25 protein-coding genes are annotated in these 20,987 nt (G+C 63.2%); 14 read left to right on the top strand and 11 right to left on the bottom strand.

Annotation, left to right across the window (positions count from 1 at the left end; all coding sequences use genetic code 11):
* Positions 1–29 precede the first annotated feature (29 nt).
* On the top strand, positions 30–1,532 hold the full coding sequence (locus ASD63_RS07210) for an HWE histidine kinase domain-containing protein (protein WP_034794041.1): 1,503 nt from the start codon (positions 30–32) through the stop codon (positions 1,530–1,532).
* A 107-nt stretch (positions 1,533–1,639) separates the two neighbouring features.
* Here ASD63_RS07210 and ASD63_RS07205 read toward each other — a convergent pair whose 3' ends face one another.
* From ASD63_RS07205 to hemP, 7 genes are all read right to left on the bottom strand, one after another.
* A complete protein-coding gene (locus ASD63_RS07205) occupies positions 1,640–2,077 on the bottom strand; it encodes a hypothetical protein (protein ID WP_034794039.1) in 438 nt (145 codons plus the stop codon).
* A gap of 76 nt (positions 2,078–2,153) precedes the next feature.
* Positions 2,154–2,522: a DUF883 family protein gene (locus tag ASD63_RS07200; protein ID WP_034794036.1), complete on the bottom strand. Its 369-nt coding sequence runs from the start codon at positions 2,520–2,522 to the stop codon at positions 2,154–2,156.
* 176 nt (positions 2,523–2,698) lie between these two features.
* The gene (locus tag ASD63_RS07195) at positions 2,699–3,490 is read right to left on the bottom strand and encodes a heme ABC transporter ATP-binding protein (protein WP_034794256.1); all 792 of its coding nucleotides are present in this window, start codon (positions 3,488–3,490) and stop codon (positions 2,699–2,701) included.
* Between the two features lie 8 nt (positions 3,491–3,498).
* Positions 3,499–4,617, bottom strand: coding sequence for an iron ABC transporter permease (locus ASD63_RS07190; protein WP_034794033.1), 1,119 nt, complete (start codon positions 4,615–4,617; stop codon positions 3,499–3,501).
* Complete coding sequence (locus ASD63_RS07185) at positions 4,604–5,554, bottom strand: hemin ABC transporter substrate-binding protein (protein WP_034794028.1); 951 nt, start codon at positions 5,552–5,554, stop codon at positions 4,604–4,606. Before ASD63_RS07185 ends, ASD63_RS07190 begins: the two co-directional genes overlap by 14 nt.
* Before the next feature lie 22 nt (positions 5,555–5,576).
* Positions 5,577–6,638, bottom strand: a complete 1,062-nt coding sequence (locus tag ASD63_RS07180; RefSeq protein ID WP_060528933.1) for a hemin-degrading factor — start codon at positions 6,636–6,638, stop codon at positions 5,577–5,579.
* Positions 6,639–6,648: 10 nt separating this feature from the next.
* Positions 6,649–6,876, bottom strand: a complete 228-nt coding sequence (gene hemP / locus ASD63_RS33975; protein WP_082566325.1) for a hemin uptake protein HemP — start codon at positions 6,874–6,876, stop codon at positions 6,649–6,651.
* Positions 6,877–7,037: 161 nt separating this feature from the next.
* Here hemP and ASD63_RS07170 point away from each other — a divergent pair, with 161 nt between their 5' ends.
* The 5 genes from ASD63_RS07170 (at position 7,038) to ASD63_RS07150 (ending at position 9,847) form a co-directional block, all read left to right on the top strand.
* Positions 7,038–7,475 carry a hypothetical protein gene (locus ASD63_RS07170; RefSeq protein ID WP_034794025.1) on the top strand — a complete coding sequence of 146 codons (438 nt, stop codon included), beginning with the start codon at positions 7,038–7,040 and terminating at the stop codon, positions 7,473–7,475.
* A gap of 78 nt (positions 7,476–7,553) precedes the next feature.
* On the top strand, positions 7,554–8,459 hold the full coding sequence (locus ASD63_RS07165) for an energy transducer TonB (RefSeq protein ID WP_034794022.1): 906 nt from the start codon (positions 7,554–7,556) through the stop codon (positions 8,457–8,459).
* A 203-nt stretch (positions 8,460–8,662) separates the two neighbouring features.
* Positions 8,663–9,076 (top strand): DUF2325 domain-containing protein, encoded by a 414-nt coding sequence (locus ASD63_RS07160; protein ID WP_034794019.1) that lies wholly within the window; start codon positions 8,663–8,665, stop codon positions 9,074–9,076.
* A 29-nt stretch (positions 9,077–9,105) separates the two neighbouring features.
* Complete coding sequence (locus tag ASD63_RS07155) at positions 9,106–9,375, top strand: hypothetical protein (RefSeq protein WP_034794016.1); 270 nt, start codon at positions 9,106–9,108, stop codon at positions 9,373–9,375.
* Between the two features lie 157 nt (positions 9,376–9,532).
* Positions 9,533–9,847: an antibiotic biosynthesis monooxygenase gene (locus ASD63_RS07150; protein ID WP_034794014.1), complete on the top strand. Its 315-nt coding sequence runs from the start codon at positions 9,533–9,535 to the stop codon at positions 9,845–9,847.
* A gap of 88 nt (positions 9,848–9,935) precedes the next feature.
* Here ASD63_RS07150 and ASD63_RS07145 read toward each other — a convergent pair whose 3' ends face one another.
* Complete coding sequence (locus ASD63_RS07145; RefSeq protein ID WP_034794246.1) at positions 9,936–10,304, bottom strand: DUF423 domain-containing protein; 369 nt, start codon at positions 10,302–10,304, stop codon at positions 9,936–9,938.
* A 2-nt stretch (positions 10,305–10,306) separates the two neighbouring features.
* A complete protein-coding gene (locus ASD63_RS07140) occupies positions 10,307–10,699 on the bottom strand; it encodes a group II truncated hemoglobin (protein ID WP_034794012.1) in 393 nt (130 codons plus the stop codon).
* A 142-nt stretch (positions 10,700–10,841) separates the two neighbouring features.
* Here ASD63_RS07140 and ASD63_RS07135 point away from each other — a divergent pair, with 142 nt between their 5' ends.
* Together ASD63_RS07135 and ASD63_RS07130 are read left to right on the top strand one after the other, a co-directional pair.
* Positions 10,842–11,402 carry a TetR/AcrR family transcriptional regulator gene (locus ASD63_RS07135; protein ID WP_060528923.1) on the top strand — a complete coding sequence of 187 codons (561 nt, stop codon included), beginning with the start codon at positions 10,842–10,844 and terminating at the stop codon, positions 11,400–11,402.
* A 120-nt stretch (positions 11,403–11,522) separates the two neighbouring features.
* Positions 11,523–11,864, top strand: a complete 342-nt coding sequence (locus ASD63_RS07130; RefSeq protein WP_034794243.1) for an SMR family transporter — start codon at positions 11,523–11,525, stop codon at positions 11,862–11,864.
* Positions 11,865–11,885: 21 nt separating this feature from the next.
* On the opposite strand, the gene ASD63_RS07125 is transcribed toward ASD63_RS07130, so the two are convergent.
* A complete protein-coding gene (locus ASD63_RS07125; RefSeq protein ID WP_060528922.1) occupies positions 11,886–12,905 on the bottom strand; it encodes a substrate-binding domain-containing protein in 1,020 nt (339 codons plus the stop codon).
* A 364-nt stretch (positions 12,906–13,269) separates the two neighbouring features.
* Here ASD63_RS07125 and ASD63_RS07120 point away from each other — a divergent pair, with 364 nt between their 5' ends.
* The 6 genes from ASD63_RS07120 (at position 13,270) to ASD63_RS07095 (ending at position 19,451) form a co-directional block, all read left to right on the top strand.
* On the top strand, positions 13,270–14,532 hold the full coding sequence (locus ASD63_RS07120; RefSeq protein ID WP_051659303.1) for an ABC transporter substrate-binding protein: 1,263 nt from the start codon (positions 13,270–13,272) through the stop codon (positions 14,530–14,532).
* 116 nt (positions 14,533–14,648) lie between these two features.
* A complete protein-coding gene (locus ASD63_RS07115) occupies positions 14,649–15,632 on the top strand; it encodes a sugar ABC transporter permease (protein WP_034794007.1) in 984 nt (327 codons plus the stop codon).
* Positions 15,632–16,462, top strand: coding sequence for a carbohydrate ABC transporter permease (locus ASD63_RS07110; RefSeq protein WP_034794005.1), 831 nt, complete (start codon positions 15,632–15,634; stop codon positions 16,460–16,462). Before ASD63_RS07115 ends, ASD63_RS07110 begins: the two co-directional genes overlap by 1 nt.
* Before the next feature lie 11 nt (positions 16,463–16,473).
* Entirely contained in the window at positions 16,474–17,502 is a 1,029-nt protein-coding gene (locus tag ASD63_RS07105) for an ABC transporter ATP-binding protein (RefSeq protein ID WP_034794003.1), read from the top strand.
* Between the two features lie 114 nt (positions 17,503–17,616).
* Complete coding sequence (locus ASD63_RS07100; RefSeq protein WP_034794228.1) at positions 17,617–18,402, top strand: ThuA domain-containing protein; 786 nt, start codon at positions 17,617–17,619, stop codon at positions 18,400–18,402.
* A gap of 5 nt (positions 18,403–18,407) precedes the next feature.
* Positions 18,408–19,451, top strand: coding sequence for a Gfo/Idh/MocA family oxidoreductase (locus tag ASD63_RS07095; protein ID WP_034794226.1), 1,044 nt, complete (start codon positions 18,408–18,410; stop codon positions 19,449–19,451).
* Here the strand turns inward: ASD63_RS07095 and ASD63_RS07090 are convergent.
* Entirely contained in the window at positions 19,448–20,722 is a 1,275-nt protein-coding gene (locus tag ASD63_RS07090) for an alpha/beta hydrolase (RefSeq protein ID WP_234798763.1), read from the bottom strand. The two genes, ASD63_RS07095 and ASD63_RS07090, sit on opposite strands and share 4 nt — an antisense overlap.
* Between the last annotated feature and the right edge of the window lie 265 nt (positions 20,723–20,987).

Below are 20,987 nucleotides of genomic sequence, written 5' to 3'. Positions count from 1 at the left end.
AAGCCGCTCAGATTGGGAATTGAGACCGAATGCGCATGAGGACTGAAAGGACAGACCCGCCCGTCATGACGCTGCTCGACGCGCCTGAACGTCTGAGCGTCTTGCACGCGACCGTGCCCGACATGGCGGTGCCGGATCGGGACTTCGACGGCATCGTTGAAATTGCGGCCGGCCTGTTCGACGCGCCGATTGCGCTGGTGACCTTGATCGACCGCGAATGGCAATGGTTCAAAGCGGCCGTCGGAACCACGGAGAGCCGGGCGTCGTCGGAGGAGTCCTTCTGCGTGCAAGTGGCGGCCGAAGCCGACGCCAGTCTCGTCGTGCTCGACGCGTCGACTGATCCGCGGTTCATGCGACGTTCGCGGGTCGTAGGGCCGCCGTTCCTGCGATTTTATGCCGGCGCGCCGATCATGCTCGACGGGCAGGCCGTCGGCACGGTCTGCGTTCTCGACGACAAGCCGCGCGCCGACGTGCCACAGGCGCTGATGGACCAGCTGAGCCGGCTCGCCGGGCTGGCCGCTTCCCTCTTCAAGATCAAGGACGAAGCGCGCCGGCGCGCGCTGAAAGAGGCGGCGCTGTCACGCGAGGAGCAGCGCCACGCAATGGCGCTCGAAGCAGCGAACATCGGCAGTTGGTTGTGGGATATCCGCTCCGGGGTCATTGCCGGTAACAGCGCGATGAAACGCATGTTCGGACTGCCGGCCGACAGCTTCGTCGGCGCCCGCGAGATCTTCGGAGCGATCCATATCGACGATCGCGGCGCGACTTTTTCCAAGTTACGCCAGGCGATGAAGGCCGACGACGAGTACGACGGCATGTTCCGCGTCGGCGACACCGGCCGCTGGCTGCTCGGGCGCGGCCGCGTGCATGATCGCGACAGCAAGGGCAATCCGTTGACGTTCATCGGCGTCACGATCGATGTCACCGACCAGCAGGCGTCGGTACAGCGCACGCGGCTGTTGCTGAAGGAGCTCAACCACCGGGTCAAGAACACGCTCGCGATGCTGCAGTCACTGGCCCGTCAGACCTTGCGCCAGACCAGCGATCCGGCGGAATTCATGACCGCCTTTGCCGGGAGATTGCAGGCGATCTCCGAAGCGCACGGCCTGCTTTCCGATCACGAATGGGGCACCATCCGGCTCGCCGACCTCATCGCCAAGCAGTTGCTGCCGCATGTCAACTGCTATGCCGAGCAGATCGAGATCCACAAGGACGAGATATCGCTCGGGCCTGACCAGGCGGTCGGCCTCGGTCTGGTTCTGCACGAGCTTGCCACCAACGCCGTCAAATATGGGTCGCTGTCGGTGCCGAAGGGGAAGGTGGTTCTGACGGCGCGCAACATGATCGAGGATGGCGACAACGTTCTGCATCTCACCTGGACCGAAGTCGGCGGGCCGCCGGTGCGCGAGCCAAAACGGCGCGGCTTCGGCTCGATCCTGATCGAGCGGAGCCTCGACAAGGTCTTGGGCAGCTCGGTCAAGGTGGAATATCTGCCGGCAGGCGTCACTGCGCTCATTCGCCTGCCGCTTTAAGGCGTTGATCGCAATCGGGACGGCCGAAAGGCGCAAGCGCGCAAGGCTCTCCTGCCAGACACCAACGTTCGGAGGGAAAGGCCCGCACCGGGTTGGGAAGCCCGTGCTTAATCGTCAGTCGTCCGTCGCCGCTCGCGCCGTTTGCCAGTTCCCACGAGTGCCCCGATCGCTAGAGCGGTGGCGACCGCAAGCAGCGGCTGTTTGCGCAGGATGCCCGCCGCGGCAAGCAGTGTCAGGTTTGTTTGCATCTGTCTGCGGCGGCGACGCTCCTCGGCCAGGCGGCGGTCGCGTCCTTGCAGCATCGCCATGATGCCGAACAGCACCAGCGCGGTCACGAAAAACGCGATCGCGATCGCGGCGGAGGCTGCGACCGGACTGTAAAGTGCGCTGAGATACAGGAACGCGGCTGCGAGGCCGAAGACATAGGCCGTGGCAAGCAGCAATCCTATAATGCCCCACAAGATCGCGTTGCGTTTCACGCGCGCAGTGGCCGCGCCGATATCGGCGCTCATGAGCGCGGTCAGGGCTGCCGTCAATGGTCCCATGAATTGCCCTCGATCATCTTCCCCTCGATCTCAGCGGATGGGTGCAACCCATCCGCCTCAACGGCTTGCATCTTCTTCAGCGACGAAGAAGCGCGGCTATGGCCAGACCGATCAGGGCGGCGGCGCCGAGGGTTGCGACGGGATGTTCGCGCACGGCGTGCCGAACCTGCTTTTCCGTGCCGGCGTAGCGATCACGAAGCTCGGCCAGCAGATCTTCACCGCTTGCCAACAGTTCGCTGAGGCCCGCTTCAGCCTGTTCGCGGGCATCCTGTGCCTTGCTGCGCGCCTGCTGCGAAGCCGTCGATCCGCGATCGGCCAAGAGGGCGACAAGCGTCGCCACATCATTGCGCAATTCGCCCAGTTGTTCCTCGATGGAGATGTCGGCGAGCTTGCCGTTGCTTTTTGTCGAACGCGAGCTCGAACCGGAGAAGAGGCCTGACGCCATGACGAATACTCCCTTTCACACATGCGCCGGCCGCGAACGGTCGGCGCTTCCTGATCAAACCGGCGGGCACAACTGCAGGCCCACGCCGGCGCTTCGGGAGAACAACGCGCAAGTGCGGAAATTGTTTCGATAAATCTTGGTGTTGGCTCTCGGAAGAATGAGGACGTGCGCTGGCGTCAGAGCGATGCGGTTTGCGGCAGCACGAAGGGCACGGGCGCCGGCGGAGCCACGCCCACCCGCATGCGGCAGCCGAAGACCGCTTCCATCGTCTCGTCCGTCAGTACCTCGGCCGGCGCGCCGCTGGCGCGGACCTTGCCGGCCTTCATCATCACCATGTGGTCGGCGAACATGGCGGTCAGATTGAGGTCGTGCATGACGGCGACGACACCGCCGCCGCGTTCGCAAAAGTTGCGCGCGAGCTGCATGATGCCCAGCTGGTGGCGGATATCGAGGCTGGAGACGGGCTCGTCGAGCAGAAGGTAACGCGGTTGGCCATCGGTAACGGGTTCTGAGATCTGGCAAAGCACGCGGGCAAGCTGCACGCGCTGCTGCTCGCCGCCGGACAGCTCCTGATAGAAACGCCCGGCAAAGCCGCCGAGATCGACCGCTTCGAGCGCTTCCGCCGCGATCCGGTCGTGCAGGGCGGCGTCGGCGTTTGCGCCGGCGGCAAGCCCGAGCCGAACCACTTCTCGCACCGTGAACGGGAAGGAGATGACGGTCGATTGCGGCAGCACGCCGCGCATCGACGCGAGTTCCCAGGGCTTCAGGCCGCGCAGGTCGCGGCCGTTGATGCGGATCGTCCCGCCTGCTGGTGCAAGCTCTCCGGAAATGGCCTTCAGCGTCGTGGTCTTGCCGCAGCCGTTCGGGCCGACGATCGCCGTCAGCGCGCCGGGTCGGGCCTCGAGCGAAACGCCGTGGATGACCGGTCGCCCGCCGAGGCGGACGGAGAGATTGGAAACGTTGATCATGGCTTCGCTCACAATCCCATGTTCGAACGGCCGCGCAGCAGGATCCAGAGGAAGAACGGTGCGCCGATAAAAGCGGTGACGATGCCGATCGGCAGTTCCGCCGGGGAAACGATGGTGCGGGCGATCATGTCGGCAAGGATCAACAGCGTGCCGCCGAGCAGAGCCGAGGCCGGCAGCAGGTAGCGGTGATCGGGGCCGATGACAAGGCGCAGCAGATGCGGCACGACGATGCCGACGAAGCCGATGCCGCCGCTGACGGCAACCGACGCGCCGGTCGCCGCAGCAACGCTGACGATCGCGACGTTCTTCAGCCGCTGGACGGGAATGCCCATGTGGAAGGCTGCCGCCTCGCCGAGCGTGATCGCATTGAGGCCGCGGGCGAGAAAAGGGGTGACGGCGAGCGAAAGCAGAATGATCGGCGCCGCGGCCAGGATCTTCGTCCAGTTGGCGCCGGCAAGTGAGCCGAGGCCCCAGAAGGTGAGGTCGCGCAATTGCTTGTCGTCGGCCATGAAGACGAGCACGCCCGTGACGGCGCCGGTCAGCGCGCCAAGCGCGATGCCGGCCAGAAGCAGGGTGGCGATCGAGGTCCGCCCGCCGCGCGTGGCAATGCGGTAGAGCAAAAGCGTCGTGACGAGGCCGCCGAAGAAGGCAGCGACCGGCAGCGCATAGAAACCGAACAGGGCAAATAGTGGCCCGAAGGTGGCGGTTCCAAGCACGATCAGCAGCACGGCGCCAAGACTCGCGCCCGAGGAAACGCCGACGAGGCCGGGATCGGCCAGGGGATTGCGGAAGAGCCCCTGCATGACCACGCCGGAAACCGCAAGCGACGCGCCAACGAGCATGCCGAGCACGGCGCGAGGGAGCCGGATATCGAGAATGATGATGCGGTCGCGAATGCTCAGGGCCTGGTCGGCCTCGCCGATCAGCCAGCGCCAGACATTGGCGAGCGACGCGTCGGCCGCGCCGGTCATGATCGAGCCGACGAAGGTGGCGATGGCGATTACCACGAGGGCGACGACGAGAAGCCGGGCCAGCCGCGAGCGGTTGCCGGCACGCCATTCGTTGCGGATGTCGGCGGCCAATCCGGTCAGGCGCATGCCGCGGCCCAATGCCTCACTGCGAGGCATTGGCCTTCTTCCCGTAGATGGCGGCATTCAGTTCGCGAACGGCGCTTGCTGTGCGCGGGCCGAAGCCGAGCAGGTGCAGGCCGTCCATGCGCACCAGCGCCTTGTTCTGGGCAGCAGGGGTCAGGCTCAATGCCGGCATGGCGAAGAGTTCTTCCGCCTTGGCGGCGTGTTCGCCACCGCGATCCATCATCAGGATGACGTCGGGCTTGGCTTCGACGATCGCTTCGTCGGTGAGTGCCTTGTAACCGGGGAAGGTGCCGACGGCGTTCACCGCGCCGGCGAGTTCGATGATGCCGTTGGCGGCGGTACCCTGACCGGAGGCCATGACCTTGCCGCCCTGGGTGCTCAGGATGAACAGCACGCGCTTGCGCTCACCGTCGGCGCGCGCGGCACCCTCCGCCACGGCTGCATCGAGGTCGGCTTCGACGCTCTTGGCGAGCGTTTCGGCCTTGTCCTCGACGCCGAGAAAAGCGCCAACGGCGCGGATCTTGGTGGGAATGCCGGCCTTGTCGAAGGTCTCGGGCACGCTGGTGAAGGCGATGTTGGCCTCCTTCAGCACCGCCAGCGCCTCCGGCGGGCCGCTGCCTTCGACTGCGACGATGGCGCTCGGATTGACCGCAATGATGCCTTCGGGCGCGAGCTGGCGCATATAACCGACATCCGGAAGCGTCTTTGCTGCTTCCGGATAGGTGCTGGTGGAATCACGCCCGACGAGACGGCCTTCTTCGCCGAGCGCATAGATGATCTCGGTGACGGCGCCGCCGACCGAAACGACGCGCGAGACGTCGGCCTTCTGCGTGTCCTCGGCCATGGCCGTCCGGATGAAGGCGGGGGCATCGGGTGCCACTGCCGGCAGCAGGAAGGTCGCCGAAAGGGCGAAGGCGCCGAGCGCCAGCCCCGAGCGGCGAAGGCGACGGAAGTCGAGACCGTTGATCATCTTGCGTATCCTATTCTCTCGCTCAGGCGGCAACCGTCGTATCGAGGCGCGGCAGGCCTTCGGCGATCGAGCGCCATTCGGGACGTTCCGCCAGGCCCTCTTTGCGCTTGCCGAAGAACTGGATGATCATTTCGCCCTTGGCGTCGAGCGCCTCGATCGAGGTGACATGGCCGTCGGCTGTCGGCTTGCGCACGGCCCAGAGCTCGGCAATGTGGTCGGTGCGCAGATGCAGGTGGAAGGTTGGATCCATGACGTTGAGCCAGGGGCCCATCGTCGCGATCTTGGCGATCGGGCCGGAATGGATCTGGATCATGCCGCGGTTGCCGACGAAGCACATGATCGGCAGTTCGACTTCGGCGCTTGCCCGCATCATTGCTTCGACGCTCTGCGGGTCGAGCTGCCAGGCGAAATCGTCGCCGATGTTGCTCAGCGCCTGGCGGCGGCCGATCTTCAGCTTGCGCAACATGCCGTGGAACTGATGGGTGTCCGTCATCTTCGTCCAGCGCTCACGCAGCTCGACGACGTCCACGACGGTTTCCGGCTTGTCGTCGGTCGGCTGAACGCTGGTGTCGGCGACAAACTCTTGCGTCTGATCGTCGAGGCGGAAATCCGCGACGAGCTTTTCGTAGGCTGCGTCGTTCGATGCGGCGCGCAGATGTACCTTGTGCACGGCGTTGCCCCACTTGTCGAAGAACTGCAGGCTCTTGCGGACTTCGCCCTTGTCGTCCGTCTTCGTCACGGCGAAGGCGTGTGCCCAGGCGCTCGGGAAAACACGAAGGTCGATCTGTTCGCCAAGTATGATGCTCGCCATCTCGCCGGTGGTGATCTTCTCGTAGACGCCGATCTTTTCGTGGACGGCGCTTTCGTTGCGGGTCAGCGCCATGACTTCACCGAGCTCTTCGACGCGCGACAGGAAGCGGTTGGCGTCGGCATCGATACGAACGGCGGTCAGCCCACATTCGGCAGCGACCAGCGCGGCTTCGGAAACGCCGAGCTGGGCTGCGATATCACGCTCGCGCAACTTCGGGTTTTCAGCGCGGTAGGCGCGGATTTCAACGGGAGTGGGGCGAAGGCTCTCGGTCATTTTCATCTGCCTATTTGTTCAGGATCAGCTTGCCTTGGCGGGTGATCTTCATGCGGTAGATCGCGCCGTCGTGGGAAATGAGAATCTCGTTTTCGGTGCCGAAGAGCTCGCGACTTTCGATGATCCGTTGCGCCCGTCCGGTCAGCACCGGAGGCTCCGAGGGGCGTGCGAGATTGTTGTCGTTGGTCACTGTGTTTCGGCCGTTTCGAGTGGGCAGGCCGCGCTGATTTCCCCGCATTTCCCGCCGTGCAATTCGATTACTATCTTGACTTCATTACTCATATTTATTTATGGACGCAATACCGGACTTATAAACTCAAGTTAGTTGCTGCCGGGTTGTGGACAAGGGCGTGCGGCCGGCGTTCGGTGGTGTGCTCGATCCTTTGGAGTGGTGTCGTCATGAAGTTTCCCAGCCTTCCGATTGTTTCCGTTGCTCTTGCGGCTCTCGTTGCCGCAACCGCTGCCAAGGCGCAGGAGACCGCAGCGGCTGGGGGGCTGACCATCGAGCTCAACGAGGTGGCGCCGTCCCAGAAGGGCTGCAAGCTCACCTTCGTTGCCGGCAACGAATTCGCGCAGTCGTTGAGCAAGGTTTCCTTCGAGTTCGTCATTTTCGACCAGAAGGGGCTGGTCGAACGCATGGCCGTGCTCGATTTCCGCGACCTTCCCGCCGGCAAGACCAAGGTTCGCCAGTTCGATCTGCCCGGCACCAACTGCGATGCGGTGAAGAGCCTGCTGATCAACGACGCGCCGGCCTGTGTCGGCGACGGGGTTCAGCCGGGCGCCTGCATGAGCGGGATCAAGACCGGCTCTAAGTCGGCGGTCGAACTCAAGGGGTGAGCGGGACTGGGGCTTAGCGCGTCCGGCAATCCGAGCATGAGGTTTGCGTCGCCCTGGTGCGACGAAGGTAAGGCTGAAATGAAGCGTATCGTCATCTGGAGCGGGGCCGCCGTCTTATCGCTTGCAACCCACGGCGTCGTGCTCGCGACGCTGTTTGGTAGCAGCCCGCCCGAGACGCAACTGGATCTGATCCAGGGTGGCGAAAGCGTCGAAGTGGCGCTTCTCGGCGATGCATTCGAGGAAACGCTTCAGTCGGGTGAAGTGTCCGAAATCGTCGAGCCCACGGAAGATCTGCCCGAGGAGGTTCAGCCCGCCGAGATCCAGCCGGTCGAGGATGTTGCCCCCACGCAGGAGATCGCTGCAGAGCAACCCCACGACCTGACGGCGACGGAGGCAGACGTGATCCTGCCGGCCGAGGAAATGCCTACCCTGCAAGTCGCCGAGGCTGTGGTGACGGCGAGCGTCGCGCCGGTCGAGACTGTCGTGCCGGAAGAAAAGCCCGAGGAGCCGAAGAAGGAAAAGGTCGAAAAGCCGGAGCCGAAGAAGGAGCCGGTGAAAAAGAAGAAGGTCACCCGCAAGAAGGCGGGCGATCAGGGCGAGCAGGCGCAAAATCAGGTCAAGGGCAAGCAGGACGGCCAGGAGAATGGCAGTTCGTCCGCTGCGAATGGCAACAGCCGCGCGTCCGAGGTCGGCAACGCCAACATGGAGAACTATGGCGGCAAGATCCGCAAGCGGATCACACGCCGGTTCAAGGTTCCGTCGGCTGCAAGACGCGACGGCGTATCCGGCACGGCGACCGTTCGTTTCACCTTGACGTCGAATGGAAACCTGACGCGTGTCAGCCTCGCGGGCAGTTCCGGCTCGCCGGCGATCGACGAGGCCGCCATCGATGCGGTTCGCCGCGCTGCGCCATTCCCGGCGTTTCCGGCCGGAGCGCCAAGCTCCGAATCCTTCATCGTGCCGATGGTTGCGACCGTCCGCTGACCTTCTCCCCTTGCTGGTGGGATTCGCGCAGAAGCTGCAAGAAAAAATATGATTAGAAAACTCCTGTTTATACTTTACTCTGTTTATCAAGTTTAATAGGTTGCCCTCGTCACGCAGCCGAAGGGTGTGTGTCGAGAGGATATCCCGATGCGACCGGCTGCCTGACGAAGGCCCTTGTTGCGCGACCAGACGGAGAAGATTGCATGCGCGGCAAGCGTCACCAGAATGCGGCGAAGAACGGCAAGGGTCGCTCGGGTTCGGAACCGGTCGAGGCCCGCCAGGAGGCCGGCAAGGCGACGCTCGAAGGGCGCAGCTTCCTGTATGTCGGTGGCCGTGATTGCCAGGTGGCGCACTTGCGCGAAATCGCCAGCTCCTTCGGCGCCGAGTTGTTGCACCACGACGGTGGCCTGCGTGAGGCCGTTTCGCGTATCGACCGCGTGCTGCCGTCTGTCGATTGCGTCTTCTGCCCGATCGACTGCATCAGCCATGACGCATGTCTTCGCGTGAAGACCGGCTGCAAGAAGTGGGGCAAGGCCTTCGTGCCGCTGCGCAACGGCTCGAAGTCGAGCCTGGAACGCGCGCTCCAGGACCTGACCACCAGCCGCAACGAGCGCTAATCCTCTGAAAGACAAGACGAGAATTTGCAATGAACGAAGAACGTCCCGACCTCGCCATGATGATCGGCTTGCACAAGCTGGCGGCCCAGCAGGGCGACGGCCTGGTGCCCGAGCTCTACGAGATCCTGACGCGACGGGCGCGGATGGTGGAAGAGAATACCAACGTCGCCGAGTTCCCCACCTGGCAGGCGCGCCCGCCGGTGCGCGACCCGTTCGGGCTTGCGGAGCCGAAGGAAGGAACTATCCTCGCCTTTCCACGGGCCACAAGCGATGCCGCCCTCAAGAAGGAAAGTGCCTAGCAATTCCAGGAAAAGTGCGAAGCGGTTTTCCGTCCGGAAATGCGTAAGCTAGGAAGCAATTCCAGGAAAAGTGCGAAGCGGTTTTCCGTGCGGGGTTGCGTCCGTTTAAAGATTCAGATCGTTTCGCCGTATCGGCGAAAGGACCTAGGAGACCAAGATGTTTGTTGCCATGAACCGTTTTCGTATCGCCATCGGCCACGAGGAGGCTTTCGAAGCGGTGTGGAAGGGGCGCGATTCCAGCCTTTCCGAAATGCCCGGCTTCGTTTCCTTCCATCTGCTGCGCGGCGACAGCGTGCCGGAGGAGGGCTACACGCTCTTCGTCTCGAACTCGGTCTGGAAGGACAAGGATTCGTTTTCAGCCTGGACCAAGTCGGAGAATTTTCGCGCGGCCCACAAGAACGCCGGCGAGAACAGGGCGATGTATCTCGGTCCGCCGAAGTTCGAGGGTTTTTCGGCCGTTGAAGGCGCCTGATCCGCGCGCCGGCGCGGACATATGATCCTGATTTTGCGTGTTATTCGCCTCCCGGATGGACCTCTCCGGGAGGCGGATTGTTTTGGGGTCAGGCCGTCTTCTTCGGCAGGAAGGCGCCGAGCGAAACGGCGAGCCACCCCGCCATAATCGTCGTGCCGCCGAGCGGAGCGGACATCGGGAAGAGACCATGGCCTGCAACATGGCGCATGGCGAGATCGGCCGAAAACAGCGCCGTGCCAGCCGCGATCAGGAGCGCGGCAACGGCCGCCGTTCGAAAGTGCGGCCAGGCGGCGTAGAGCGCCACCAACGCCGGGGCGTGGGCGAGGCACATCGCCGAAATGCCGGCAAGCAGCCTCGGGTCGTCGCCATGCGAAGCGGCGGCCGCGCTGACGACGCCGGTCAGGCCCATCAAACCGGCAACAAATAGCGTCGTGGCGCGAAATCCGCTGTGCGACATGGTCATTCCTTGTTCTGCATGTGAAGGGCGAGGCGGGTGATCGGGTCGAGGATGATCTGCCGGAGCTTCGGATGGTCGATCGTTTCCTCAAGCGCGCGGGTAAAGCAAAGCAGCCACTCGTCCCGTTCCTCAGGCCCGATCTCGGCGACGAAATGGCGACGGCGCAGCATCGGATGGCCGCGCTTTTCGACATAGATGGGCGGCCCGCCGAGCCAGCCGGTCAGGTACTCGTAAAACTTCTCTTCGCTTCCGGAAAGATCGGGCGGATGCACGGCACGGCAGCGCGCCGCTTCTGGCAACGTGTCCATCAGCTCATAGAAACGGCGCGTCAGGGCGCGGACCGTCGGGTCACCGCCGATGGCTTCGTAGAGGGTCGTGGTTTCCGGTTCCGCCATGCTCTGCGTCCTTCGTTCGTTCGGTCCTAGCGCGCCGCGACCGGGCGGACAACGGTTTTCAGAACGCGGAATTTGCGGCGTTTCATCGCGGTCAAACAACACTTCTCTTGACAAACCGTCCAGACGGTATCTTTATGGGTGCATGACCGAAGCTCATCGTCGCAAGAAACAGCCGGAACAGGTGCGCCATCAATTGCTGGAGGTTGCCGCACGCCTTTCGCACGAGCAGGGCGTGGCTGGCATCACGCTCGATGCCGTGTCGCAGGCAGCCGGGGTCAGCAAGGGCGGGCTGCTGCACCATTTCCCGAACAAGCTCGCGCTGCTCGACGGGCTGTTCGACGACCTGGTGACACGGTTCGATCGCGAGATCGAGGCGGCGATGGCGCGCGATCCGGTGGCGAAGGGGCGCTTCACCCGCGCCTATATCGATGTCTGCTTCGCGCTCGATCCGGCAACAGACGTGCCGGGCTGGCGCATGCTGACCATCGCGCTGATTGCCGAGCCGCATCTGAAGAGCCGTTGGCGCGACTGGGTCGGCCGGCGATCGGCGGAGTTTGCGGAGACGGACGGTTCGACCGGCTGCGTGCTTGCGCGTTTCGCCTGCGACGGCGTCTGGCTCGCGGATCTGATGCAGAGCCACGACCTCGATGCGGAGGCGCGGGTCGGTCTGGTTGAAAATCTCAAGGCGCTTTCGGCGCAATAGATAACTTCATCGTTTTATCGAAACACTGGAGTGATCTAAGTCTTTGAAATCACGCAGTTCCGGACGGAAAACCGCTTTGCACTTTTCCTGGAACTGCTCTGGTCCGGAATGGAGTCCCCGATGAACCCCGCCATGCTCTATACCGTCCTGGTTGCAGCCATCGTCTTCGAAGTGCTCGGCACCTCGGCGATGCAGGCCGCACAGCATTTCACCCGGCTGGGGCCGACGGTGATGATGGTGGTCTGCTATGCGATCGCCTTCTTCTTCCTGTCCTACACGCTGCGCTTCATCCCCGTCGGCATCGCCTATGCGGTGTGGAGCGGGCTCGGCATCGTGCTCATTTCGCTCGTCGGTTACTTCGCCTTCGGGCAGAAGCTCGATCTGGCGGCGATCCTCGGACTGGGGCTGATCATAGCAGGCGTGGTGGTCCTCAATCTCTTTTCCAAGTCGACCTTCCACTGAAGCGGTCGGCAGCGCCTGTCCTCAAGCGCCCTGCGGTGGCGCGGTCGATTCCCTGAGGATCAGTTCCACCGGCCAGAGTTCGTGAACCTCTTCGGTCGGCCGGCCTGAGAGAAGCTGCAGCACGAGGTCGGCCGAGCGCGCGCCCGCCGCCCGCATCGAAGAGCGTGTCGCCGAGAGCGACGGAACCATGTTGTCGGCCGTGAGGTAAGGGAAAACGTCGTCATGGGCGATGACCGAGACCTCGCGGCCGATCTCCAGGCCGATGGACCGTGCTGCCCGGTAGATGCCGAGCGCTGTCATCATCGAGCCGGCAACGAAGGCGGTCGGGCGAGGCGTCTGCTCCAGGAACGAGCGCGCGAAGCGAAAGCCGAGTTCGTCGGTAAAGTTGCCATGGGCGACGAGGCGCGGATCGAAGGCGATGCCGCGCGCCTGCAGCGCGTCGCGGTACCCCTTGTCGCGGTGAAGCGAGAAAGTGCGGCCCTGCCGGCCGTTGATCATGGCGATGCGGCGATGGCCGAGATCGATGAGATGCGAGGTCGCGCGGCGGATCGCGCCTTCGTTGTCGATGTCGAGCCAGGCGTGCGGCACGTCGATATCGGAGCGCCCGTGCACGAGGAAGGGCATGCCGAGCTTGTGGAGGAGGGCGATGCGCTCGTCGTTCGGTTCGGGCGAGTGTACGATCACGGCGTCGACGCGGCCGCTGACGGCGAGCCGGCTATAGAGCTGGATTTCGCCCGTGGGGTTCTTGTCGTCCATTGGGCTGACGAGAATGTCGATATCCTCGGTGCCGAGCCGTTCGGCCAGGCCACCCATGAACTCGGAAAAATGGAACTCGCCGGAGCGGCCCATGACCACGCCGATCGCGCCGGCCCGACCGGTGGCGAGCCGCACCGCATTGATGTTCGGACGATAGCCAAGGCGGGTTGCCTCTTCGGCCACGCGCTTGCGCGTCTTTTCGCTGACTTCGGGATAACCGCTCAGCGCCCGGCTGACCGTCGTCGGCGAAAGCCCCAGTTGTTGTGCGAACTCCCTCAGCTTCATTCGAAATGCGTTTCCTCAAGCCTAGCCCGGTCCCAGAAATATACACCTTCGCTGCCCGTAACAATCGGTTTGTCGGGGACGCTAGGTTCTACAGGCCGGGTATGTATTTTACCAAACCGTTTTAAATTAATACAGTTCCCCTTTGATTTTATGGGGCTCTGTGAGGGGCGGTCGATTTTTTTCTCCCATTGCTATTTTGTTGAAAAATAACGATTATTTGTAATAATCCACGCCAAATGGACTTTTCTAAGTGTGTGGATTGACAGTTTTTCCGTCTTCTGCCAACTTTTTCTTATCCAAACCGCTTTCGAATTTGCCGAGGAGCTTTCGTGCGGTGGGAGGGGGAACAGGAGGAGTCGACCCAATGACAACCACGCTCAATGTGCTGAGTTTTTGTGCCGCAATCGTTGCAGCCGGGACGGCTGGCGCCGCCGAGCTTTCGCTCGCCGCCAACACGACCGGGAAGAACGTCCATTTCATTCGCGAACAGCTGGACATTTTCGAGAAGCAGACCGGGCACAAGGTGAGCCTGGTCACCATGCCGCCATCGAGCAGCGAGCAGTTCAGCCAGTACCGGCTGTGGCTTGCCGCCGGAAACAAGGATGTCGACGTCTACCAGACCGATGTCGTCTGGGCGCCGCAACTGGCCGACCAGTTCGTCGATCTGACGGAGGCGGCAAAGGACGTTGTTGGCCAGCACTTCCCGTCGATCATCGCTTCGCAGACGGTGAACGGTCGCCTCGTGGCCTTGCCGGTTTTCACCGATGCACCGGCACTGTTCTATCGCAAGGACCTGCTCGAAAAATACGGCAAGACGCCGCCGAAGACCTGGGACGAGCTGGCTGCGACCGCCAAGGAAATCCAGGAGAAGGAGCGGGCCGCCGGCCAAGCCGATCTCTGGGGCTATGTCTTCCAGGGCAATGCCTATGAGGGCCTGACCTGCAACGCACTCGAATGGGTCAAGTCGTCGGGCGGTGGCCAGATCGTCGAGCCCGACGGCACGATCTCGATCAACAACGAGAAGGCGGCCGCCGCAATCGACCGGATCAAGGGATGGGTCGGCACGATCTCGCCGCAGGGCGTGCTTGCCTATCAGGAGGAGGAATCGCGCGGGGTCTGGCAGACCGGCAATTCCGTCTTCATGCGCAACTGGCCCTATGCCTATGCGCTCGGCAATGGCGATGACAGCGCTGTGAAGGGCAAGTTTGCCGTCGCGCCGCTGCCGACGGCCACCGATGGTGACCAGCCGTCTTCGACGCTCGGCGGCTGGAACGTCGCCGTCTCCAAATATTCCGACGACCAGGAGGCGGCGATTGCGCTCGCCAAGTTCCTGTCGTCCGCCGAGGTGCAGAAGCGCCGGGCGATCGAGCTTTCGAACCTGCCGACGGTTGCCGCACTCTACGACGATGCGGAGGTCGCCAAGGCCCAGCCGTTCATGCCGGCCTGGAAACCGATCTTCGAAAGCGCGGTGCCGCGCCCGTCGGCCGTCACCAAGGTCAAATACAACGAGGTTTCCGCCAAGTTCTGGAACGCGGTGCACAACTCGCTTTCCGGCAACGGCACGGCAGCGGAAAATCTTGAACTGCTCGAAGTCGAACTCACCGAGATGAAGGGCGACAACTGGTGATCCTCCCGGGGGCGAGGGGAGTGCTTGTCAAGCCTCCCTTCGCTCCACCGAGCCACCGCCTTTTCTCTCCGATCAACCGCTCCGCCGTGCGCCGAATGGCAAGGGTGAGTACAGACATGACCGACATTTCCGTCGCAGACCCGCCTTCCGCCCTTGGGCAGCAGGCCCGGATCCGCTCCGATCTCAACGCCGAGCGCATCCGCTCCGCCTGGATCTTTCTCGCACCGACGCTTCTGGTGCTGGCACTCGTCGCCGGCTGGCCGCTCATTCGCACAGTCTATTTCAGCTTCACCAATGCGTCGCTGACCAACCTCGAAGGCGCCGAGTTCGTCGGCTTCAAGAACTACCTTTCCTGGATCACGCTGAAGAGCGGGCGCACCGTCTATAACGGCCTGCTTGCCGATCCGGCCTGGTGGAACGCCGTCTGGAACACGCTGAAGTTCTCGGCCGTTTCCGTCACCATCGAGACGGTGCTCGGCCTGATCGTCGCGCTGGTCCTGAATGCGAATTTCCCGGGCCGCGGGCTGGTGCGCGCCGCAATCCTGATTCCCTGGGCGATCCCGACGATCGTGTCCGCCAAGATGTGGGCCTGGATGCTCAACGATCAGTTCGGCATCCTGAACGATCTTCTGCTCGGCCTCGGCCTCATCAGCCAGAAGGTCGCCTGGACCGCCAATCCGGAGACCGCGATGGTCGCCGTTTTGATCGTCGACGTCTGGAAGACGACGCCGTTCATGGCGCTCCTGATGCTGGCCGGCCTGCAGATGGTACCGTCGGATATCTATGAGGCGGCCAAGATCGATGGCGTGCATCCGCTCAAGGTCTTCTGGCGGTTGACGTTGCCCTTGATCCGGCCGGCGCTGATGGTGGCGGTGATCTTCCGCATGCTCGATGCGCTGCGCATCTTCGATCTCATCTATGTGCTGACGCCCAACAACGCGAAGACCAAGACGATGTCGGTGCTCGCGCGCGAAAACCTGTTTGACTTCGACAAGTTCGCCTATGGCGCCGCGGCCTCGACGATGCTGTTCCTGATCATCGCGGCGATCACCGTCGCCTACATGTGGTTCGGCCGCGTCAATCTCGAAGGAGAGCGCTGATGGTTGCCACCCTTGCCAAGCGCACGGCGTTCTACGCCCTCGTTGCCGCCATCATCATCATGGCCGTCTTCCCGTTCTACTATGCGGTGCTGACGAGCTTTAAATCCGGGACGGCGCTGTTCCGGGTCGACTACTGGCCGACCGAGATCTCCTTCGACAACTACGCGGGCATCGTCACCAGCAGCGGCTTCCTGCGCAATCTCGCCAATTCGCTGCTGGTCGCAACGATCGTCGTTGCCGTGTCGTTGCTCCTGGCCGTCACCGCTGCCTATGCGTTGGCGCGAGTGCGGTTCCGCGGTCGCGGGCTCCTGCTTCTGACGATCCTGTCGGTGTCGATGTTTCCGCAGATCGCGGTGCTTGCCGGCCTCTTTGAACTCATCCGCTCGGTCGGCATCTTCAACACGCCCCTGGCGCTGATCTTTTCCTACATGATCTTCACCTTGCCGTTCACGGTCTGGGTGCTCACCACCTTCATGCGCGATCTGCCGGTGGAGATCGAGGAAGCGGCGATCGTCGATGGCGCCACACCCTGGGTGATCATCACCCGCGTGTTCATGCCGCTGATGTGGCCGGCGCTGGTGACGACGGGGCTGCTCGCGTTCATCGCCGCCTGGAACGAGTTCCTGTTCGCGCTGACCTTCACCTCATCGGACAGCCAGCGCACGGTGCCGGTCGCGATCGCGCTGCTCTCGGGAAACAGCCAGTACGAAATTCCGTGGGGCAACATCATGGCCGCATCGATCATCGTCACCGTGCCACTGGTTGTTCTCGTGCTGATCTTTCAGCGGCGGATCATCTCCGGGCTCACCGCCGGCGGCGTCAAAGGATAAGGGGAGAAAATATGGCAGAGCTCCAATTGCGCAACATCCGCAAGTCCTTCGGCGCCTTCGAGGTGATCAAGGGCGTCAGCATGGATATCCGGGCCGGCGAATTCATGGTCTTTGTCGGGCCCTCCGGCTGCGGCAAGTCCACGCTGCTGCGGCTGATCGCCGGGCTCGAAGACATCTCATCGGGCACGCTGTCCTTCGACGGCCAGGTGGTCAACCAGTTGACGCCGTCGAAGCGCGGCATCGCGATGGTGTTCCAGTCCTATGCGCTTTACCCGCATATGACGGTATTCGAGAACATGTCCTTCGGCATGCAGCTTGCCGGCAAGGACAAGGAGCAGTGCAAGAAGCGCGTCGAGGCGGCAGCCGAGATGCTGCAGCTGACGCCCTATCTGCAGCGGCTGCCGCGGCAGCTCTCCGGCGGCCAGCGCCAGCGCGTGGCGATCGGCCGGGCTATCGTGCGCGATCCCAAGGTCTTTCTCTTCGACGAGCCGCTCTCCAATCTCGATGCGGCGCTGCGCGTTGCGACCCGCATCGAGATCGCCAAGCTGCATCGCAGCATGCACAAGACGACGATGATCTATGTCACCCACGACCAGGTCGAGGCGATGACACTGGCCGATCGCATTTGCGTGCTACGGGATGGCCGGGTCGAACAGATCGGCACGCCGCTCGAACTCTATGAAAGCCCGAACTCCGTCTTCGTCGCCGGCTTTATCGGTTCGCCGAAGATGAACTTTCTGTCCGGCGCACTGGCTGCGCCCTACGATGCCCATACGATCGGCATCCGAGCGGAGCATCTGGAGATCAAGGCGAGTGGGGGTCAATGGTCGGGAACGGTGGTGCATTCCGAAATGCTGGGGTCCGACAGCTACATTTATCTCGATATCGGCGCTGGCGAACCGGTCATCGTCCGGGAAGGTGGCACCTCGCATCACCGGCCGGGTGAGACAATTCACATCTCGCCGCTCGGCGGCAGCATCCACCGCTTCGATGCATCGGGGCAGGCTCTCGGCCGCGCACCCATGAAAGGGGCTGCCTGACCAGACCCCGATCAAACTGAAGACACCCAGAGCTTCGGGGTCGCCAATTCCTGGCGGCCCCATCTATCGTAAGACGACAGGCCCGTAACGGGCGAACACGCAAGGAGAATGGCCGTGCCTATCAGAACAGTTGTTTGGGGCGAGAATATTCACGAGCAGACCAACGAAATCGTCCGCAGCATCTATCCAAACGGGATGCACAATACGATCGCGGCGGCGCTGAATACGGAAGCTGCGATCGAGGCGACGACGGCGACGCTGCAGGAGCCGGAACATGGCCTGAGCGTCGAGCGCCTTGCCAACACCGATGTGCTTCTCTGGTGGGGCCACAAGGACCACGGCGCCGTCAGCGACGAGATCGTCGAGCGCGTTGCCAAGCGCGTCTGGGAGGGCATGGGCCTGATCGTGCTGCACTCCGGCCACTTCTCCAAGATCTTCAAGCGGCTGATGGGCACGCCCTGCGCGCTAAAATGGCGCGAAGCAGGCGAGCGTGAGCGCGTCTGGGCGATCAATCCGCGTCACCCGATCGCCGAAGGCATCGAGGAGAACTTCGTGCTCGAGAACGAGGAAATGTACGGTGAGCAGTTCTCGGTGCCGGAGCCGCTCGAAACCGTCTTCATCTCGTGGTTTGCCGGCGGCGAAGTGTTCCGCTCGGGGCTGACCTGGCGCCGCGGTGCCGGCAACATCTTCTATTTCCGTCCCGGCCACGAAACCTACCCGACCTATCACGACGGCAATGTCCAGAAGGTGCTGCGCAATTCGGTGAAGTGGGCCTACAACGCCGACAACCGCTACACGGCGATCCACGACGCACCAAACGTACCGGTCGAAAAGGCGCTGGAGCCGATCGTCGAGCGCGGCCCCAGGCTGCACCAGGCCGGCGAAGCAGGATACAGGTGAGCATCATGCGTCTTCTCATTGTAGGAACCGGCGGCATGGCAAACAGCCATGCCCAGGCCTTTACCAAGATCGAAGGCGTCGAGATGGTCGGCGCTGTCGATGTCGATCCCGCCCGGGCCAAGGCTTTTGCCGACAAGCACGGCATTGCCGCGACCTTCACCTCGCTCGACGAGGCGATCGCCTGGGGCAAGTTCGATGCGGCGACGAACGTGACGCCCGACAAGGCGCATCACCCGACGACGCTGGCGCTCATTGCCGCCGGCAAGCATGTGCTGTGCGAAAAGCCGCTCGCCGAGAATTATGCCAAGGCGGCAGAGATGGCGGAAGCGGCCGAGCGTTCCGGCCTTGTGACCATGGTCAACCTCACCTACCGCAACGTCGCGCCGCTGCAGAAGGCACGCGCAATGGTGCTTGCCGGCGAGGTCGGCAAGCTGCGCCACCTCGAAGCGTCCTATCTGCAGAGCTGGCTCGTTTCCAAGGCCTGGGGCGACTGGGCGACGGAATCGCAATGGCTGTGGCGGCTCTCGACGAAGCACGGCTCGAACGGCGTGCTCGGCGATGTCGGCATCCACATTCTCGACTTTGCCGGCTATGGCGCGGGCACGGACGCCGCCCGGGTCTTCGCGCGGCTGAAGACCTTCGACAAGGCGCCTGATAACCGCATCGGCGAGTATGATCTCGACGCCAATGACAGCTTCGTCATGACGGCCGAGTTCGGCAACGGCGCCATGGGCGTCGTCCATGCCAGCCGCTGGGCGACCGGGCATCTGAACGAGCTCCGGCTGAGGCTACACGGCGACAAGGGTGCCCTCGAAGTGGTGCACACGCCCGATGGATCGACGCTGCGCGCCTGCCTCGGGGCGGACGTCGAAACCGCGACCTGGCGCGATGTCGATGCGGGCACCGTCGCGACGAACTACGAGCGCTTCGTGGCCGCCGTCCGTAAGGGCAAGACGGAGGAGCCCGGGTTCCGCCATGCGGCGAACCTGCAGAAAGTGCTCGACCTCGCGATGGTGACGGAAGCCGAGCGGCGCGAGCTGCCCGTCTAACGAGAGTGACGGTCGGGGGTGTTGCTTTTCGCGGCTCCCCCGCTTTCCGGCGGTGTCCAAGGGGTCACTGCCGAGCCGACGGTGTTTTCCATCGATTGGCCGAGACGCCGCAGCTGCCCGTCGTAGTTCCTGCGGGTGTTGGGATCGAAGATCATGATCGGCGTCGAAACCGCCAGGCTCGCGGCATTGCCGACCGTCTGCGTGGCGCCGAGCGTGACGGCGCCGATGCGTTCGCCGAGACCGACATCGGAATCGGTCACGGTCTGGCCGGCGATCAGCCGGTTGCCAAGCAGGCGCACGACTTCGGGGCTTTCGGCGAACTTCCCGTGGTTGAGCTTGTCGCCGCCCTTCAGCGCTGTCAGATCGATGACGCTGATGCCGGCCTGTTCCAGTTGCGTGCGATAGGGCTCGGCGGTCGGGTCGATCTGGCCGAGGCGGTCGACATTGCCGGAGATACGCCTCGACAAGGTCAGCGCCCGGTCGTCGCGCGATACGAACAGCGTGAACTTCGGGCGCTTCGTACCCATGGCGCGGATCTGCTGGCCGAAGACGTCGACGTCGAGGTCGGGCGACGCCAGGATGACGTCGGTGATCTTGGGCGCGATGCGTCCGTCGCGGATCGCCATCTGGCGCAGTGCCTCGACCGTCACCCACGACCCCATGGAATGGGCCATGACGGTGATTTCGCCGACAGCAGGATTGCTTGAGGCACGCCGCAGCAGTTCCTCCAGCGCGTCGCGCGAATAGTTGGTGCTTTCCTTGTCGTAATTGTAGTCGAATATGCTGGCGCGCGAGGGCCAGGTGAAGATGACGGGCGCGACATCGGTGCCGCTGTCGTGCACGATCTGGGCGAAACGATAAACGGCGTCTTCGTAGCGGTTGTTGAAGCCGTGAACGAAGATCAGTACGCGCCGGGTTTTCGGCAGATGACCTTTCACCCAGTTCTGCACGTCGTTGCCCTGATTGAGCGGCGTGACGCTGACGGTGGAGAAATCCCGCTCCGGATTGGCGGGAAGCTTCGTCGGCCATTGCACCTGGCCGACCTTGCGGTTCTTTTCCGGCGGAATGGAGACGGCAATTTCCGTCAGCGAAAGCTCGGCTGAGCGTTCGCCGCTAAAAAGCACGCCCGGCTCGGTGGAGGGGGCACGGGTGGTTGCGACCAGCAGATCGACCTTGGAGGCGCCACCCGTCGTGCCCGAAGGGACGAGCACGCCCACGGGGCGTCCGGCGCAGGCCGCAAGGGTGGCCGCCAGGAGAAGCGTCGCAGCGATGCGGCCCCAGGGCCTCTCCGAGCCCGCAAGAGAAAACGAACGCACCACCAACCTCCCTGTGCCGCATCATGCAGCATGTCGGCCCGATCCGTGGGCCCAAGCCATTCTCCTTGCATGAGAAACGCTGGGTTTTCATCCCTTGGCTGGGGTTCGAAGCCCTGCGGCACCGTGTTTGCCAGCGGCTATGCGGCAATCATGCAACATTTCGCTACAGGCAGGCCTGGGTAAAACCCCCTGATATTCATTGAAAAGGCTTTGGGCTTTC

The sequence above is a fragment of the Ensifer sp. Root558 genome (genome assembly GCF_001427045.1).
GTDB lineage: Bacteria > Pseudomonadota > Alphaproteobacteria > Rhizobiales > Rhizobiaceae > Ensifer > Ensifer adhaerens.
The sequence above is the reverse complement of the archived record's forward strand: the minus strand, read 5'-3'. Positions and strand labels throughout refer to the sequence as shown.